The sequence below is a fragment of the Pseudomonas sp. NPDC087626 genome (assembly GCF_044743405.1).
GTDB lineage: Bacteria > Pseudomonadota > Gammaproteobacteria > Pseudomonadales > Pseudomonadaceae > Aquipseudomonas.
Window position 1 is genome coordinate 171,324 of record NZ_JBIUWJ010000005.1, and the last position, 17,558, is coordinate 188,881.

At 62.8% G+C, this 17,558-nt stretch carries 16 protein-coding genes and 1 pseudogene; 2 read left to right on the forward strand and 15 right to left on the reverse strand.

Annotated elements, in window-relative coordinates; translation table 11 throughout:
* Positions 1 to 3,013 (forward strand): annotated as a pseudogene (locus ACIOVD_RS06550) (Rne/Rng family ribonuclease); the annotation flags it as partial.
* A gap of 126 nt (positions 3,014 to 3,139) precedes the next feature.
* On the opposite strand, the gene ACIOVD_RS06555 reads toward ACIOVD_RS06550, so the two are convergent.
* The 11 genes from ACIOVD_RS06555 to ACIOVD_RS06605 all read right to left on the reverse strand — a co-directional run bounded on the left by ACIOVD_RS06555 (position 3,140) and on the right by ACIOVD_RS06605 (position 13,628).
* Complete coding sequence (locus ACIOVD_RS06555; protein ID WP_401126728.1) at positions 3,140 to 3,739, reverse strand: NTP transferase domain-containing protein; 600 nt, start codon at positions 3,737 to 3,739, stop codon at positions 3,140 to 3,142.
* Entirely contained in the window at positions 3,739 to 6,054 is a 2,316-nt protein-coding gene (locus tag ACIOVD_RS06560) for a molybdopterin cofactor-binding domain-containing protein (RefSeq protein WP_401126730.1), read from the reverse strand. Before ACIOVD_RS06560 ends, ACIOVD_RS06555 begins: the two co-directional genes overlap by 1 nt.
* Entirely contained in the window at positions 6,051 to 6,521 is a 471-nt protein-coding gene (locus ACIOVD_RS06565) for a (2Fe-2S)-binding protein (RefSeq protein WP_095167626.1), read from the reverse strand. The genes ACIOVD_RS06560 and ACIOVD_RS06565 overlap by 4 nt, the downstream gene beginning before the upstream one ends.
* Positions 6,522 to 6,760: 239 nt before the next feature.
* Entirely contained in the window at positions 6,761 to 7,780 is a 1,020-nt protein-coding gene (gene murB / locus ACIOVD_RS06570; RefSeq protein ID WP_401126732.1) for a UDP-N-acetylmuramate dehydrogenase, read from the reverse strand.
* Positions 7,777 to 8,241 carry a low molecular weight protein-tyrosine-phosphatase gene (locus ACIOVD_RS06575; protein ID WP_159994492.1) on the reverse strand — a complete coding sequence of 155 codons (465 nt, stop codon included), beginning with the start codon at positions 8,239 to 8,241 and terminating at the stop codon, positions 7,777 to 7,779. The genes murB and ACIOVD_RS06575 overlap by 4 nt, the downstream gene beginning before the upstream one ends.
* Positions 8,241 to 9,005 carry a 3-deoxy-manno-octulosonate cytidylyltransferase gene (gene kdsB / locus ACIOVD_RS06580; protein ID WP_095167621.1) on the reverse strand — a complete coding sequence of 255 codons (765 nt, stop codon included), beginning with the start codon at positions 9,003 to 9,005 and terminating at the stop codon, positions 8,241 to 8,243. Before kdsB ends, ACIOVD_RS06575 begins: the two co-directional genes overlap by 1 nt.
* The gene (locus tag ACIOVD_RS06585; protein WP_095167619.1) at positions 9,002 to 9,187 is read right to left on the reverse strand and encodes a Trm112 family protein; all 186 of its coding nucleotides are present in this window, start codon (positions 9,185 to 9,187) and stop codon (positions 9,002 to 9,004) included. The genes kdsB and ACIOVD_RS06585 overlap by 4 nt, the downstream gene beginning before the upstream one ends.
* A 24-nt stretch (positions 9,188 to 9,211) precedes the next feature.
* Complete coding sequence (gene lpxK / locus ACIOVD_RS06590; RefSeq protein ID WP_401126735.1) at positions 9,212 to 10,222, reverse strand: tetraacyldisaccharide 4'-kinase; 1,011 nt, start codon at positions 10,220 to 10,222, stop codon at positions 9,212 to 9,214.
* On the reverse strand, positions 10,222 to 10,650 hold the full coding sequence (locus ACIOVD_RS06595; protein WP_095167615.1) for a biopolymer transporter ExbD: 429 nt from the start codon (positions 10,648 to 10,650) through the stop codon (positions 10,222 to 10,224). Before ACIOVD_RS06595 ends, lpxK begins: the two co-directional genes overlap by 1 nt.
* Positions 10,647 to 11,282 (reverse strand): MotA/TolQ/ExbB proton channel family protein, encoded by a 636-nt coding sequence (locus ACIOVD_RS06600; RefSeq protein WP_162530197.1) that lies wholly within the window; start codon positions 11,280 to 11,282, stop codon positions 10,647 to 10,649. The genes ACIOVD_RS06595 and ACIOVD_RS06600 overlap by 4 nt, the downstream gene beginning before the upstream one ends.
* A gap of 105 nt (positions 11,283 to 11,387) precedes the next feature.
* Positions 11,388 to 13,628, reverse strand: a complete 2,241-nt coding sequence (locus tag ACIOVD_RS06605; RefSeq protein ID WP_401126738.1) for a DNA internalization-related competence protein ComEC/Rec2 — start codon at positions 13,626 to 13,628, stop codon at positions 11,388 to 11,390.
* Positions 13,629 to 13,763: 135 nt separating this feature from the next.
* Here ACIOVD_RS06605 and ACIOVD_RS06610 point away from each other — a divergent pair, with 135 nt between their 5' ends.
* The gene (locus ACIOVD_RS06610) at positions 13,764 to 14,285 is read left to right on the forward strand and encodes a DUF2062 domain-containing protein (protein ID WP_095167612.1); all 522 of its coding nucleotides are present in this window, start codon (positions 13,764 to 13,766) and stop codon (positions 14,283 to 14,285) included.
* 49 nt (positions 14,286 to 14,334) lie between these two features.
* Here the strand turns inward: ACIOVD_RS06610 and ACIOVD_RS06615 are convergent, their stop codons facing one another.
* The 4 genes from ACIOVD_RS06615 to ACIOVD_RS06630 form a co-directional block, all read right to left on the reverse strand.
* On the reverse strand, positions 14,335 to 15,114 hold the full coding sequence (locus ACIOVD_RS06615; RefSeq protein ID WP_095167610.1) for an ABC transporter permease: 780 nt from the start codon (positions 15,112 to 15,114) through the stop codon (positions 14,335 to 14,337).
* Positions 15,111 to 16,043: an ABC transporter ATP-binding protein gene (locus tag ACIOVD_RS06620; protein WP_095167609.1), complete on the reverse strand. Its 933-nt coding sequence runs from the start codon at positions 16,041 to 16,043 to the stop codon at positions 15,111 to 15,113. Before ACIOVD_RS06620 ends, ACIOVD_RS06615 begins: the two co-directional genes overlap by 4 nt.
* A 133-nt stretch (positions 16,044 to 16,176) precedes the next feature.
* Positions 16,177 to 16,800, reverse strand: coding sequence for a glutathione S-transferase family protein (locus ACIOVD_RS06625; RefSeq protein WP_401126741.1), 624 nt, complete (start codon positions 16,798 to 16,800; stop codon positions 16,177 to 16,179).
* A 43-nt stretch (positions 16,801 to 16,843) separates the two neighbouring features.
* On the reverse strand, positions 16,844 to 17,503 hold the full coding sequence (locus ACIOVD_RS06630) for a transglutaminase family protein (protein ID WP_159994486.1): 660 nt from the start codon (positions 17,501 to 17,503) through the stop codon (positions 16,844 to 16,846).
* Positions 17,504 to 17,558 lie beyond the last annotated feature (55 nt).

Consider the following 17,558-nt stretch of genomic DNA (forward strand, 5'->3'; position numbering starts at 1 on the left):
CCCTCAAAGAAATCTCCCGCGAATACTTCAAGAAAGCGCCTGAAGGCCGCGTCAATATCAAGGACGTCCTGAGCGAAGGCCAGGAAGTCATCGTTCAGGTCGAAAAAGAAGAACGTGGCAACAAGGGCGCAGCCCTGACCACCTTCATCAGCCTGGCCGGTCGTTACCTGGTGCTGATGCCGAACAACCCACGTGCCGGCGGTATCTCCCGTCGCATCGAAGGTGAAGAGCGCAACGAACTGCGTGAAGCCCTGAACGGCCTGGTTGCCCCGGCTGACATGGGTCTGATCGTGCGCACTGCCGGCCTTGGCCGCAGCAGCGAAGAAATGCAGTGGGACCTCGACTACCTGCTGCAACTCTGGACCGCCATCAAAGAAGCTTCGCTGGACCGTTCCGCGCCGTTCCTGATCTACCAGGAAAGCAACGTGATCATCCGCGCGATCCGCGACTACCTGCGCCAGGACATCGGCGAAGTGCTGATCGACAGCGTTGAAGCCCAGGACGAAGCCCTGACCTTCATCCGCCAGGTGATGCGCAGTACGCCAGCAAGATCAAGCTGTACGAAGACAGCGTGCCGCTGTTCAACCGTTTCCAGATCGAAAGCCAGATCGAAACCGCATTCCAGCGCGTTGTCGAACTGCCTTCCGGCGGCTCCATCGTCATCGATCCGACCGAAGCCCTGGTGTCCATCGACATCAACTCGGCGCGCGCCACCAAAGGCAGCGACATCGAAGAAACCGCTCTGCAGACCAACCTTGAAGCCGCTGAAGAAATCGCCCGTCAGTTGCGCCTGCGCGACATCGGCGGCCTGTGCGACATCGACTTCATAGACATGACCCCTGCCAAGAACCAGCGCGCCGTGGAAGAGAAAGTCCGCGAATGCCTGGAAGCCGACCGCGCTCGCGTACAAGTCGGTCGCATCTCGCGCTTCGGCCTGCTGGAAATGTCCCGTCAGCGCCTGCGTCCGTCTCTCGGCGAAAGCAGCGGCATCGTCTGCCCGCGTTGCAACGGTACCGGCATCATCCGTGACGTTGAATCGCTGTCGCTGGCGATCCTGCGCCTGATCGAAGAAGAAGCCCTGAAAGACCGTACCGCCGAAGTTCGCGCCCAGGTGCCGATCCCGGTGGCAGCGTTCCTGCTCAACGAAAAACGCAACTCGATCACCAAGATCGAACTGCGCACCCGTGCCCGCATCGTCATCCTGCCGAACGATCACCTCGAGACGCCGCACTTCGAAGTGCAGCGCCTGCGCGATGACAGCCCGGAAGCCCACACCAACCAGTCCAGCTACGAAATCGCAGCTGCTGCGGCTGAAGTGGAAGAAGTGCAACCGGCCGCCGCCACCCGCACCCTGGTTCGCCAGGAAGCTGCCGTGAAGACTGCACCCGCCCGCGCCAACGCACCGGTGCCGGTTGAAGTCGCAGCTGCTCCGGTAGTCGCTCCGGTTGCGGTACCAGAGCCAAGCCTGTTCAAGGGCCTGGTGAAGTCGCTGGTCAGCCTGTTCGCCACCAAGGAAGAGCCAGCCGCTCCGGTAGTGGTTGAAAAACCTGCCGCCGAGCGTCCAGCCCGCAACGAAGAACGTCGCAACGGTCGTCAGCAGAGCCGCAACCGTAACGGTCGCCGCGATGAAGAACGCAAGCCACGCGAAGAACGTGCACCGCGTGAAGAACGTGCACCGCGTGAAGAACGCGCTCCACGTGAGCCGCGCGAAGAGCGTCAGCCACGCGAAGCCCGCGAAGAGACCCCGACCGTCGCTCGCGAAGAACGCGCACCTCGCGCCCCACGTGAAGAGCGTGCTCCACGCCCACCACGTGAAGAGCGCAAGCCACGTGGCGATCGTGAAGACCGTCCAGTGCGCGAACTGCGTGAACCTCTGGATGCCGCACCTGCTGCCGCCGTTGCTGTTGCTGCTAGCGCCGTCGCTGAAGAGCGCCCGGCTCGCCAGCCACGCGAAGAGCGTGCACCGCGTCCGCCGCGTGAAGAGCGTCAACCACGTGCCGAACAAGCTGCAGCCCCGGTTGCCGAAGAAGAAGAACTGGTAACCAGCGAAGAGCAACTGCCGGAAGATGGCCAGGACAACGCCGAAGGCGATCGTCCACGCCGCCGCTCCCGTGGCCAGCGTCGCCGCAGCAACCGTCGTGAGCGTCAACGTGATGCCAATGGCAATGTGATCGAAGGCTCGGAAGAGTCCGAAGGCAGCGAAGAGCCTACGGGCGCAGAACTGGCTGCCGGCCTGGCCGTGACCGCCGCTGTTGCCAGCACCGTGATCAGTGCTCCAGCCGAAGCCGAGGCTCATCAGCAAGCTGAACGTGCAACCGCCGCCGTGACTGAAGAAGTTGTTCAGCCAACCGCCCAGGTTGAAGCGCCAGTCGTGGAAGCCACCACTCCAGTCGAAGCGCCAGCCGCTCCTGCTGTAGAAGTGGCTCCGGCGGTTGAAGCCCAGACTGTTGAAGCACAACCGCAAGTAGTGGCTGAAGCCGAAGCCGCGGTTGAAGCACCTGTCGCTGTAGAGGCCGTTGTCGAAGCCCCTGTGGTGGTTGAAGCACCTGCTTTCGAAGCACCAGTCGCCGAACAGGCGCCTGAAGCCCGCGAAGAGCAGACTGCCTTCAACTGGGTAGCTGAGCCAGCCGTGGTCGAAGCCGTGGCTGCCGAGGTTGTGGCACCAGTTGCCGAAGTGGTTGCCGAGCCAGCCCCCGTGACTGCCGAACCAGCGCCAGTTGAAGCCCCGGTAGTGGCTGAAGCTGCCGCCCCGGTGGTCGAAGCTGCGCCAGCTGCGGTCCTGACCGAAAACGGTCGTGCGCCGAACGACCCACGTGAAGTGCGTCGCCGCAAGCGCGAAGCCGAGCGCCTGCAGAAGGAAGCCGAACTGGCTGCCACTGCTGCACCGGTCGCTGAAGTTGCTGCCGAGCCTGCTGCCCCTGCCATCGACGAAAACCTGCGTTCCGTTGAAGAAGTGGTAGAGCAACACCCTGAGGCCCTGGAAAAAGAACACGAGCCTAAACCCCTCGCCTGATTCCATCCGCCACTAAAAAGCCCCGCCTGAGCAATCAGGCGGGGCTTTTTTTATCGTGGGAACCGGCGCCCGCTCCCAGGTTGGTACGTCCATCGCTGGCAAGCCACAAAGGCATCACCCGGCTGATTAACCAAAAACCAGCGCCTGTGGCACATCCACATCCCACAGAACACCCCCATCGTCCACCGCCACCTCGACCACCTTGGCCGTGGCAAACAACGGCTTGGCCCCACGATCACCGGACAGAGCCATCAACGCCGGGCCAAACGATGCGCCAAACCCCACGGGGTGGCCAAACTCGCCCGCCTGCACCGGCACACTGATGGTATCGGCCGCCACTTGGGCAACCACCTCATCAATACTCGTCGGCAAGATAAACGGCATATCTCCCAGCACCACCAGCCATCCCTCCAACCCTGGGCAGGCCGCCACCGCCGCGGCGATGCTGTCGCCCATGCCCGCCGATGCCAGCCACAGCACTTCGCAGCCGTAGACACGGGCCAGCCGGGCGACCTCGGGGCGGTCCGGCGTGGTCACCAGCCAGCGCGGCTGGACGCTGTCCGGCAAGTTGCGCAGGCTATGCTCGAGCACCGGCCGGACAACCCCATCGCGGCCTTTGCACAGCGCCAGCAGCTTGTCCTGGTCGGCGCCGGCCACTTGCCGAAAACGACTGCCCTGCCCTGCCGCGAGAATGATCGCGCCGACATTGCGCTGCACACGCGCCATCACGCCTTTTCCTGCTGCCAGCCTTGCAGCTGATAACGCACGGGCAAACTACGGATACGCTTGCCAGTCGCGGCAAAGATCGCATTGCACAGGGCCGGTGCAATCGGTGGCACGCCCGGCTCGCCGACCCCGCCCAACGGCACATTGCCCGGTGGCGTGACCAGATGCACCGCCAGCACCTTTGGCGCCAGGGACATGCGTGCCACCTCGTACATATGGAAGTTGTCTTGCTGGACCTTGCCGTCCTTGAAGCTGATCTCCCCCAGCACCGCGTTGCCCAGGCCCATCACGCAGGCCCCCTCGAACTGCGAGCGAATACGCTCGGGATTGATCTGCGGACCACAATCGACGGCGATATCCGCCTTGTGCACCACCAGCGTCCCGTCATCCCCGACCTCCACTTCGATGACTGCCGCCACATAGGTGACGAAGCTGTAGTGCACTGCCAGCCCCAGGCCACGGCCCTTGGGCAACTCGCGACCCCAGCCGGCAGCCTGGGCGGCGGTTTCCAGCACCGCACGCAGACGCGCAGTGTCGATCGGGTAACGTTCGGGGGATTCGCCGTAGTTCCACTCCTCGCTCAAGGTCCGCGGGTCGATCTGCCTATCAGGCCCCAATAGCTTGATCTGGTACTTCAGCGGATCCTGGCCGGCCTTGTGCGCCAGCTCGTCGACAAAGCTCTGGATGGCGAAACCATGGGGAATGTTCGACACCGAACGATACCAGCCGACCCGGGTATGGGCAGCGGCTGCGGGATTTTCCAGGCGCACGTTGGGAATCGCATAGGCCATGTTGGTGAAGCCCATGCCCAGCTCAAAAGCGGCTTCGTGATTCATCCCCGGCGCGAACAACGCGGTGATGCTCGGCGCCACGGTGCGGTGCAGCCAACCGGATGGCATGCCGTCCTGATTGAGACTGGCCTTGAGGTATTCGGCCGAAACCGTATGGAAGTAGGAGTTGTGGATATCGTCTTCACGGGTCCACTGCACCCGCACCGCCTTGCCGGGAAACGCCTGGGCCAGGATCGCCGCCTCGAGGATGAAGTCCGGCTTGGACTTGCGCCCGAAACCACCACCGAGCAAGGTGACGTTCACCCTGACCTTGTCGAACGGTATGCCCAGGCGTTCGGCGATGCGCTCACGGGTGACCTGGGGGGCCTGGCTCGGCGCCCAGGCTTCGCACTGGCCATCCTTGAAGCGCGCTACGGCAACCATCGGCTCCATTGGTGCCTGTGCCAGGTGAGGCAAGTAATAGGACGCTTCCAGGCTGCTGTCGGCACTGTTCAGCGCCTCGTCGATATTGCCGGTGCTGCGCACTACCTTGCCCGGCTTGAGCGCAGCAGCCTCCAGTTCCTTGCGGTAGGCAAGCGAGTCATATGCGGCATTGGCGCCGTCGGCCCAGACAATTTTCAGCGCCTCGCGCCCCTTGATCGCCGCCCAGGTATTGCTCGCAATCACTGCCACACCGCCCAGCGGCTGGAACTCGGAGGGAATCGGCCGACTGTCGATCTGCATCACCTTGACCACCCCCGGCACCTTCAGCGCCGCACTGGCATCAAAGGACTTGACCGTGCCGCCATACACCGCCGGCCGTGCCACGGTGGCAAAGAGCATACCTTCGAAGTGCACATCGGCGCCGTAGACCGCCCGCCCGGTGACAATGTCTTCGCCGTCAATAGCACGTACCGACTCCTTGCCGATGTAACGAAACTCCGACGGCTGCTTCAGCCGCAGGCTTTCTCGCGCCGGTACCGGCAAGGCAGCGGCCGCCTCGGCCAGCGCGCCGTAGCCTAATTGACGACCACTGGGCTGATGGCGGACGGTATGCAATTGCGCCCGGCATTCGTCGACCGGCACTTGCCATTGATTGGCCGCCGCCTGCTCCAGCATGCTCCGCGCCGCAGCCCCACACCGGCGCATCGGCTCGTACCAGTGGCGCATGCTGCGCGAACCGTCGGTGTCCTGGTTGCCGAAACGTACTTCATCGCCCGGCGCCTGGCGGACCTTGACCATGGCCCAGTCGGCGTCCAGTTCATCGGCCACCACCATGCTCAAGCTGGTGCGCACGCCCTGGCCCATTTCCGAGCGGTTGCACAGCACCGTCACCGTGCCATCGGCGGCTATGCTGACGTACACCTTGGGGTCATCGATCCAGCCGTTGGGCATGCCCTCGGCACCGAACTTTTTGTCCTCGGCGAACGCCTCCTGCCACCCCCAACTGGCTGCCAGCACCAGCGCACCGGTGGCACCTACCCCCTTGAGAAAGCCGCGTCGACTGAGGTTGCTCAGGACAAAATCACTGGGTAAGCGGCTCATGCCTTGGCCTCCTGCAGATGAGTCGCCACCTGGCGGATTGCAGTCTTGATCCGGTTATAGGTGCCACAGCGGCAGATATTGCCGACCATCGCGGTCTCGATCTGCTCATCGCTGGGGTTGGGATGGGTCTTGAGCAATGCTGTGGCCGACATGATCTGGCCACCCTGGCAGAATCCGCACTGCGCCACGGCCGTATCGAGCCAGGCTTGCTGGACCAGTTGGCCGAGCGGATCGCGGTGCAGGTTGTCGATAGTACCGATATCCTGGCCGACCACCGAGCCGATCGGGGTGATGCAACTGCGCGCCGGGGCACCGTCGATATGGATGGTGCACGCACCGCACAGGCCCATGCCACAGCCAAACTTGGTGCCGCTGTAACCGGCAACGTCGCGGATCGCCCAGAGCAGCGGCATGTCCTCGGTGACGTCCAGTTGATGGTCTTGACCATTGAGCTTCAGGGTAATCATGGGCACGCCCGCATATGCATGAGGTTATGGGGCCGAGTTATCTGCCGCGCTGTAGCGAGGGTTCGGAACACGCAGATCGACTCAGGCTAATGGGCTCTCTTGTGAAGATGGGTCTTCACCGGGCCTTCGGTGGAGCAAAATGAAAACATCGTCAGAAGCTCACGTTAACTGATCATTAACAAAAAAGCCCTGCAACCATTAGGGTGTGCAGGGCTCTGGGTTCAGCGTTCAAGCGTAGCTCAATAGCGGTTCGGTTCCATTTCCAACTCGACATTAAAACGCTCGAATATGTCTTTCTGGATCCGCTGCGCCAGCGCGAGCAGTTCAAGCCCGGTGGCGCCGCCATAGTTGACCAGCACCAGCGACTGCAAGCGGTGCACCCCGGCGTCGCCTTCGCGAAAACCTTTCCAGCCCGCTTGCTCGATCAACCAGCCAGCCGCCAGTTTGACCTGGCCATCGGCTTGTGGATAACCGACCAGGCCCGGGTGCGCGAGGCGGATTTGCGCGGCCAACTGGGCGCCGACCAGCGGATTCTTGAAAAAGCTGCCGGCGTTGCCGAGCACGGCCGGGTCAGGCAGCTTCTCACTGCGAATACTGCAAATCGCCCGGCTGACATCGCTGGCGCTCGGCCGCTCGATGCCCTGCTCGGTCAGGCGCTGGCGCACCGGACCGTATTCCAGGTGCAAATGCTCGACCCGGTCCAGGGCAAAACGTACCCGCAGGATCAACCAGCGGCCAACCTGTTGCTTGAACAGGCTGTCGCGGTAAGCGAAGTTGCATTCGGCCAGGGTGAAATCCCGCAGCTCGCCGGTCTGGCGATCAAGGGCCGTCAACCCGGCGAACACGTCCTTGATCTCGACGCCATAGGCCCCGATGTTCTGCATCGGCGCCGCCCCTACCGTGCCGGGAATCAGGCTGAGGTTTTCAAGGCCCGACAAACCCTGCGCCAGCGTCCACTGTACAAAGGGGTGCCAGGCTTCGCCCGCCTCGGCCTCGATCACCACCCGCGTGCCGTCGTCGCTCAACTGGCGAATCCCGCGAGTGGCCATGCGCAGCACCAGCGCCGGGATGTCCGCCGTCAGCAGCAGGTTGCTGCCCGCGCCAATCACCAGCAATGGCAGCCCGTGGTCGCCGGCATACGCCAGCGCCTGGCGAACGTCGGCATCGCTTTGGGCCTCGGCGAACAGCTGCGCGCGCACATCCACGCCAAAGCTGTTGAACGGCTTGAGCGAAACCTGCGACTGCAGGTGCAAAGTCATAAGCGTCCCTTCAATTCAATCACCAGCAAATCGCAGGCCTGTTCGATCAGGTCCAGCACCTGTTCGAAGCCATGTTCACCATCGTAGTAAGGATCCGGTACGTCATCGACACTCGACTCATATCGACGCAGGAACAGGTCCAGCTCAGCCTTGCCCTGGGTCGGCTGCAGGGTCTTGAGGTGGCGCAGGTTGCTCTGGTCCATGGCCAGGATCAGGTCGTAGCTGGAGAAGTCGGCACGCGTTACCTGTTGCGCCCGTTGCGCCGACAGGTCGTAGCCACGGCGCAGGGCCGCGGCCTGGCTGCGCTTGTCGGGCGGATTGCCGACATGCCAGTCGCCGGTACCTGCAGAAGCCACGTCGACCTGCCCGGTCAGCCCGGCTGCACGCAGCTTATGCCGCAGTACGCCTTCGGCCGTCGGCGACCGGCAGATATTGCCCAGGCAGACAAACAGAACCCGCATCAGGCCTCCAGCAGGCGACGGACGCGCTCGAGGTCTTCAAGGGTGTCGACCCCCGCTGGCGGGGCAATAAGGGCATCGGCGACATGGATCCGCACGCCGTGCCAGAGCGCGCGCAGCTGCTCCAGGCACTCGGTGTCTTCCAGCCAGCACGGGCCCCAGCTGACGAAGTCATGCAGGAAGCCGGCACGGTAGGCGTAGATCCCGATATGACGGCGGTACGGCACGCCTTCAGGCATTTGCGTCTGGCTCTTGGCGAACTGGTCGCGCGCCCACGGCAGGGTCGCCCGGCTGAAGGTCAACGCCAGGCCATTGAGGTCGCTGACGACCTTGACCACATTGGTGTTGAACAGGGTTTCAAGGTCTTCGATCGGTTCGGCCAGGGTCGCCATGCCCGCTTCGGCATGGGCTGCCAGGTTGGCGGCGACCTGGTCGATCACGCTCGGCGGAATCAACGGCTCGTCACCCTGGACGTTGACCACGATGGCATCTGGCGCCAGGCCCAACTGGGTGGCCACCTCGGCCAGGCGGTCAGTGCCGGAGTTGTGGTCGACCCGGGTCATCACCACTTCGCCACCAAAGGCCTGGCAGGCCTCGACAATGCGCGCGTCGTCGGTGGCGATTACCACTCGTTGGGCGGCACTTTTACGCGCCTGTTCCCAGACATGCTGGACCATCGGCTTGCCGGCAATCATCTGCAGGGGCTTGCCCGGCAGGCGCGTGGAGGCAAATCGCGCCGGAATCACCACGGTGAACGCGTTGCTCATTTGTCCAGGCGCTCTTCGGTGGTCAGGGTACGGGCTTCGGTTTCCAGCATGACCGGAATGCCATCACGAATCGGAAATGCCAGGCCAGCACCCTTGCTGATCAGTTCGGTCTTGTCGGCGCTGAGCTTGAGTGGACCTTTGCAGATCGGGCAGGCGAGGATGTCGAGCAATTTGGTGTCCATGAAAAACTCCCTGGAAAAAAGCGTTTAAGGCAAAAGACGTGCGGGCAACAGCCGCATCAGCTGCGTATCGAACCAGGCCACGAAAGCCGGTGAAGGCGCAGCATCGACCGCCAGGTACCACCAGTCGGGGGCAGCAAAGGCTCGGCATTTCACCGCATCCTTTTCCGTCATGACCAGCGGTAGCGATGGCGTGAAATTCAAGGCCGCCGCGCTGTATTGCGCGTGGTCGGCAAACGCATGTGGCACAGGCTGCCAGTGTAGCGTTTCAAGGGTAGTGAAGAAACGTTGCGGATTGCCGATCCCGGCCACTGCGTGCAACGCCTGCCCCGCGGGAAAATGCTCGAGGCCGCGGCGCTCGCCGGTCAACAGGTTGACCAGCGCCGTGGGCTGCAGGCGGAATGCAAAACCATCGTTGGCATCAGCCAGGGCGCCGTTGTACAGCACCGCATCAACGCTTTGCAGGCGCTCCACCGGCTCGCGCAACGGCCCAGCCGGCAGGCAACGACGATTGCCCAGGCCGCGCGCGGCATCGATCAGCACCAGTTCGAGGTCGCGCGCCAGGCGGTAATGCTGCATGCCGTCGTCGGAAAGGATCAGGTCCAGCGGCTCGGCGGCCAACAACGCACGGACGGCGCGACTGCGGTCCGGATCGATCATCAAGGGCACGCCAGTGCGCTGGACGATCAGCAGCGGCTCATCGCCGGCCATCGCGGCTGTCTGTTGCGCCTCGACCCGCCAGGGCAACTGCGGCGGCGTCGCCCCGTAGCCACGACTGACCACCCCGACCCGCAGGCCGGCGCGCTGGCAGTGTTCGATCATCCACAGAATCAACGGCGTCTTGCCGGTGCCCCCGACCGTGATGTTGCCGACCACGATCAACGGCACCGGGGGCTGGTAGATCTCGCCCTCGCCCGCCAGGAACCGCCGGCGCTTGGCCGTGACCACGCGCCGGTACAACCACTCCAGTGGCCACAAGACTTTAAGCGCCGGATGACCGGCGTACCACGCGGCGAGCAATCGATCGGACATGGCCATCAGGGTGCCGGAGCCGCCTCGACAGTGGTCATGCGCAAATGGGTGAATCCCAGCTTGCCGGCGGCGTCCATGGCGGTGATGACCGCCTGGTGCTGGGTCTTGCCATCGGCGCTGATGGACAGCGGCAGGTTGGTGTCGCCATTGGACTGTTTTTTCAACGCATCGATCACGCTGGCCAGGTCGTTCTTGGGCAGCACCTGGTTGTTCACCGAGAACGTCCCGTCGGCACTGATGGCGACGTCCAGTTGCTTGGCCTGCTGGTCTTCGGCCGGCGAGCCGCTGACCGCTTCCGGCAAATCGACACGCAGCTGGGTTTCCCGGGTGAAGGTAGTGGTCACGACGAAAAACAGCAGCAGGATAAACACCACGTCGATCAGCGACGCCAGGTTGATGTCCACATTCTCCCGTGGCTTGCGGCGGAATTTCACGCTTTGCCCTCGGTCAGGTCGACGTCACGGTCGCCCTGCACCACTTCAACCAGCTTGATCGCCTCCTGCTCCATGCCGACCACCAGTTCATCGATGCGGCGTTGCAGGAACCGGTGGAAGAACACCGACGGAATCCCCACCATCAGGCCCGCGGCCGTGGTGATCAAGGCCTTGGAAATCCCCCCGGCCAGCACAGCGGCGTTGGTGGTCATGCCCGACCCCATGAACGAACTGAAAATATCGATCATGCCCAGCACCGTACCCAGCAGCCCCAGTAATGGCGCCATGGCCGCAATGGTGCCGAGTGCATTGATATAGCGCTCCAGCTCATGAATGACCCGGGCGGCAGCCTCTTCGATGCACTCCTTCATGATCTCGCGACCATGCTTGGAGTTGGCCAGGCCCGCGGCGAGGATTTCCCCCAGCGGCGAGTTGGCGCGCAATTCCTTGAGTTTTTCTTTATTGAGTTGCTTGTCCTTGATCCACACCCAGACCTGCCCGAGCAAGTGCTCCGGGGTCACACGGCTGGCCCGCAGGGTCCACAGGCGCTCGGCAACAATGCCCAATGCAGCGATCGAACTCAAAATGATCGGCAACATCATCCAGCCGCCGGATTTGACCAATTCCCACACAGTGACAGTCCCCTCGAAAAAGTGCGCCACTTTAGCATACCGACAGGCCATAGAGGCCGGGCCCGCCGACGACCGTGCCCGGCAATGGCACCAGGCCACGCCGCCTCAGGGTGCAGGGCTGACGGACGGTGCACTGTGCCAGAAACGTGCTCCACGACGCATCGCCTGCGGCGCCGCGAACTCCCCCAGAAGCAGGCGCACCGCGCCGTGCTCGGCGCTGTCATAGATCTGCACTCCCAGGCGTTGATAACGCTCGACCACCTGCGGATGGGGATGACCGAAGCTGTTGCCATGCCCCCGGGAAATCAGTACCCCCTGGGGCGTCAGCGCGCGGACAAAAGCCTCGGATGAAGAACTGCGGCTACCGTGGTGTGGCGCTTGCAACCAATGGCTGTGGACCGCCAGCGACGAACCGAGCAACACCCGCTCGGCACGGGCGTCAATATCGCCGGTCAGCAGCAGGCGCTCACCATTGGCCTCGATCTGCAACACACAGGAATTCTGATTGCTGTCAGTCGCCCCAGGCCAATGCCACAGGGTAAACCGCACTCCGTCCCACTCCCACTGCTTGCCACTGGTACAGGGCAAAGCGCGCAATTCATCCGGCAGGTCCGGCGGTTCGCCGCTGATCACCTGCGTGACCGGTAGGCCACGCCAGATCGAGCGAGCGCCCCCGGCATGATCGGCATGGGCGTGACTGATCAGCATCAGGTCCAGGTGGCGGACACCGAACTTGCGCAACGCCGGCAGGACCACCTGCGCTCCGAGGTCAGAGTCGCGAAAACCCGGGCCGGTGTCATAGAGCAAGGTGTGCTGCCGGGTGCGCACCACAATCGCCAGGCCCTGGCCGACATCCAGTTGCCAGACTTCGGCCCGGCCTTCGGGCAGCTCCCGGAGCGGCGCGAACACCAGGAGCAGCAACATCGGCCAGCCGAGCAACCGCAGCGGCAAGCCCTTGGGCAGCAATAGCAATACCGCGCCCAGCACGGCGATCGCCCAGACCCACAGAGGTACTGCCGGCGCCAACCAGGCCGGCAGTTTACCCGCCACCCAGGCCAGCGCGCCGAACAGCCCCTCGAGCAAACCGCCAGCCAGCCACAGCAGGCCCTCCCCGACATAGGGCACCGGCAGCAATAACGTGCCCAACAAGGCTGGGGGCAGGACCAACAAGCTGATCCAGGGCACGGCCAACAGATTGACCAAGGGGCCGGTGAGGCTGATGGGCAGGTTGAGGATCAACAGCACCGGACATAAGCCCAGCGCAATCAGCCACTGGGCACGGGTCCAGGTTTGCCACCAGCGCCACGGCCCCAGTCGCCCGCCAAAGGTGAAAATCAACACCGCCACCGCAGCAAACGACAGCCAGAACCCCGGGCGCAAACTGGCCATGGGGTCCAACAGCAGCACTGCATTGAGCGCCAGCAGCCATGACCACCAGGCCCCAAGATGGCGAAAGCGCAGGCGCCATAACAACACCAGGCCAATCATCACGCAGGCCCTGCGCACGGGCACCTCGAATCCCGCCAGCAACCCATAGCCCAGTGCCGCGGCGAACGCCAGGCCACAGGCCCAGGGCAACCACGCCAGGCGCTGCGGCCACAGGCCATACCGGGCGAGACCCGCAATCAGCAGATAGACCATCCCCGCCAGCAAACCCACGTGCTGTCCGGAAATCACCAGCAAGTGCACGGTGCCGGTGTCCTGCAGGACTTGCCAGTCGGCACGGCTCAACCCAGAGCTGTCGCCCAGCACCAACGCCGCCAGTGCCCCTTCTCGGCCCTGGGCGTCGACGGCCAGCAAACGCTGGCGAACCGCGTCGCGCCAGGCCCATTGCGCAGGCTGCAGGCGCTGTCCGTCCTTGACGGTGGCCGTGGCACCGATGCGTTGCGCCAACAGCCAGGCCTCGTAATCAAAGGCATGGGGGTTGAGCAGGCCCACGGGACGCTTGAGCTTCACGGCCAGCCGCCAGCGTTCGCCGCTGTTGACCCGCGGCCCGTCATACCAGGCCAGCCGGAGCAACTTCGGCACCTCGGTGCGCCGCGCCTGGGCATCGGCCAACTCAAAGCGCACCACGCCGGGTGTGTACTGCGGCAAGCCCACGACCCGACCTTCGATCCAGCGGGTCTGGCCGTCGAGCTCCGGCGCCAGGCGATTATCGAGCGCCCACTGCGCACTGCTACAGGCCCACACCAGGCCCAATAGAAACAACGCCAGCGGGTAGGTGCGAAACGGCAGCAGCATCAGCGCCAGCAAGACCATCGCCAGCAACATCCCGACCGGTGGTAAGGCCGGCAAAAAAACCAGGGTCAACAGACCCAGTGCAAGCGCCAACATCCCTGTGCGCATAAGCCCGTCCTTGAGAGTGCCCTCTCTTGGATTAGCCGAGTCACGGCGCCGCGCATTTATTAATTGTCACAAAGTCTGAATGGGCGTTTCCTTGAATCCGGGCATACTTGCCGCCTGAACTGACCGAGAAGCCCTATGCCCCGGCGCTTATTCAAACGTTACATGCCAGACCCGAGCAGCATCAGGGAACACAAGTCCTTACGCTTTCTCGGCACCCTGCTGCATGACCCGAACCTCTGGCACCTCAACCGCCACTCGGTAGCCCGGGCCATGGCGGTGGGCCTGTTTGCCGCCTTTTTGCCGATCCCCATGCAGATGCTGGTAGCGGCGGCACTGGCGATTTCGGTGCGCGGCAATATTCCGATCGCGGTGAGCCTGGTCTGGCTGACCAACCCGATTACCATGCCAGTGGTGTTTTTCTGCACCTACCAGACCGGCGCCTGGCTGATGAATGTGCCTGCCCGCAGCCTGCCGGAGGAACTGACCTGGGAATGGATCAGCGGTGAACTGTCGACGCTGTGGCAACCGTTCCTGCTAGGGTCGGTGGTGGCCGGCCTGGTGCTCGGTGCCCTGGCTTACTGCATGACCATGACCTACTGGCGCTGGTGGGTCGGCCGGCAATGGACGCGACGCAAAAAAGCTCGGCGAACCAAATAAAAAACGGCACCTCGCAGGGTGCCGTTTTTATTGTCGCAGGGTGCCTGTATCAGGTGCGCATCCCGCGACCACTGACCAGCAACCGTGCACAGCCGACGTACAGCACCACGGTGGCCACCAGCATGAAGGTGATGGCAATGCTGATCTTGATGTCCGACACGCCAAGAATGCCGTAGCGGAAGGCATTGACCATGTGCAGCACCGGGTTGGCCAGCGACACCGTCTGCCAGAACGGCGGCAGCAGGCTGATGGAGTAGAACACCCCGCCCAGGTAAGTCAGGGGGGTCAGCACAAAGGTCGGGATAATCGAGATATCGTCGAAGTTACGCGCAAACACCGCATTGATGAACCCCAACAACGAGAAGATAGTGGCCGTCAGCACCACCACCAGGATAGTCACGCCCAGGTGATGCACCTGCAAGTCAGTGAAGAACATCGACAGCAAGGTCACGATCACCCCAACCATCAAGCCGCGCAGCACACCGCCCAGGGTGTAGCCGATCAGAATGGTGTGCGGTGAAACCGGCGACACCATCAGCTCTTCGATGGAGCGCTGGAATTTGCTGCCGAAGAAACTCGACACTACGTTGCCGTAGGAGTTGGTGATCACCGACATCATGATCAAGCCCGGCACGATGTACTCCATGTAGGTGAAGCCACCCATGTCACCGATCTGCCGGCCGATCAGATTACCGAAAATCACGAAGTACAGAACCATGGTGATCGCCGGCGGCAGCAAGGTCTGCGGCCAGATCCGGGTAAACCGGCGCACTTCACGGTAAACGATGGTGTTGAGGGCAACGAGGTTGGGTTGCAGTTCGGAACTCATATGGCCACCTTCGCCAGGTTTTTCTCCACCAGGGACACGAACAACTCCTCGAGGCGATTGGTTTTATTGCGCAGGCTCAACACTTCGATGTTCTGCGTCGCCAATTGAGCGAACAACGCCGTGATGCCCACCGCTTTATCCACCTGGACTTCCAGGGTATGGCTGTCGATCCGCCGGCTCGGGTAGCCGATCAACTGCGGCGCCACCTGCATGTCGTGCTTGAGGTCGAGCAGGAACGTCTCGACATGCAACTGACCGAGCAGGTTACGCATGCTGGTGTTTTCGACAATGGTGCCGTGGTCGATGATGCCGATGTTGCGGCACAGCTGCTCGGCCTCTTCCAGGTAGTGGGTGGTGAGGATGATGGTGATGCCCTTCTGGTTCAGCTCGGTGAGGAAGCTCCACATCGAGCGCCGCAGTTCGATATCGACGCCGGCAGTAGGCTCGTCGAGGATCAGCAGGCGCGGCTCGTGCACCAGCGCGCGGGCGATCATCAAGCGGCGCTTCATGCCGCCGGACAGTGAGCGCGACGGAACATCGCGCTTGTCCCACAGGCCAAGTTGGGTCAGGTACTGTTCGGCCCGCTCCTTGGCAACCTTGGGGGGAATGCCGTAGTAGCCCGCTTGGGTCACTACGATGTCGAAGGTCTTTTCGAACTGGTTGAAGTTGAACTCCTGGGGCACCACGCCGATGCTGCGCTTGAGCGCGGCCGGGTTGCGGTCCAGGTCGTGACCGAAGATATTCACGCTGCCACTGGTCTTGTTGACCAGGGTCGAGAGAATGCCGATGGTGGTGGATTTGCCAGCCCCGTTGGGGCCGAGCAAGGCGAAGAAATCACCTTCAGCGACATCCAGATCGATACCACTCAGGGCCTGGAAACCGTTGCCGTAGGTTTTGGTTAGCTGCCGGATGGACAGAGCAGAACTCATATCGGATTTACGCACCAAGAAGGGAAGTGAGAAATACGTTGCGGCTCGCGGCGAGTAAAACCACCGCGGCGCATGAGCGTTATGGTGCTTGGCGAAGTCGCACAAGTACAGTCACGCGTATTGATAGTCAGTATTAAGTCAACGCGGTCATGACCGCTTTCTGATAGGCCGGGCGCTGTTTCAGGCGCGCGTACCAGGCTTGCAGATGGGGTTGCGGAGTGCGCTCGATGGGCATCTCGAACCAGGCATAGATGAAACTGCCCAGGGGAATGTCGCCCATGCCGATCTCGGCACCGGACAGATAGGGTTGGCTGGCCAACGCCTGGTCCGCCATCGCCAGCAAGGCTTCGCACTCCTTGATCGCGGCGTTGATCGCCGACCAGTCCTGCTGCGCGGGCGGGGTGCGCAACACACCCCAGAACACAGTACGGAAGGGGCCGGCGAAACTTGAGGTGGTCCAGTCCATCCATTTTTCGGCACTCGCGCGGGCCTGGACATCGGCCGGGTACCAATGGGTCGCATTGGCGTGACGAGCCATCAGGTATCGCACGATGGTGTTGGATTCCCACAGCACAAAGCCATCATCTTCGATCACCGGCACCCGGCCGTTGGGGTTCATGGCACGGTACTCGGGCGTATCGACAACCCCAAACGCGCCGCCGGCGTCGATGGCCTCGTAGGCCAGGCCAAGTTCCTGCGCCGCCCACAGTGGTTTTCTGACGTTCGACGAGTTTTTCCGACCCCAGATCTTCAGCATGACCTTCCCTCAATGGATGAATGCCGGGGCAGTCTACGCCGGATCAAGCGTCAGACAAATCGCTCTGCATGTCCCCCAGCAGGGCCGGCATCCGCTCGCTGAACAAATGCGGATAGCACTGTTGCAGATGCTCGAAAAAGAACGTCTCGGGCACATCGGCAAACTGCCCGTGATCCACCAGGTACTCCATGGACTGCAGCCCCTGGCGGTTGAAGGCATGAAACACACTGTCGTTGACCCCGTCGAACTCCAACGCCGGCACATCGAAAATTTCACACAGCCGCGCATTGAACGCCGGCGTCGCCTTGACCCAGCGCCCCTGCAGATACAGCTCGGTGTACCCGTGCATGGCGAACACATCGCTCTTGAGCAAGGCGATCAGGCGCGGGGTCGACAGGTGATTACGCACATCCGCCAGGCCGATGCGTGCCGCTATGCCGCAATGCCGGGCACAGCCGGCCAGCAAAGTGGCCTTGGGCACGCAGTAGCTTTCACCGGTGGCCAGGGCAAAGCTGCCGCGCAGCGTCTCGGGATCACGACTGAAGGTATAGGGGTTGTAGCGCACGGCCTCGCGCACAGCGTAATAGAGATTGACCGCCTGCGTGACCGGGTCTGGACTGCTACCCCGATGTTTTTCGGCGAACTCCACCACCGACAGGTGGTCACTATCGATGAAGCGGCCGGGACTCAGATACTCGTGCATGAGAACAATCTCCTGGGGAAGCCCCGAGTCTAGCGACACCCTCAGCACAGAGATA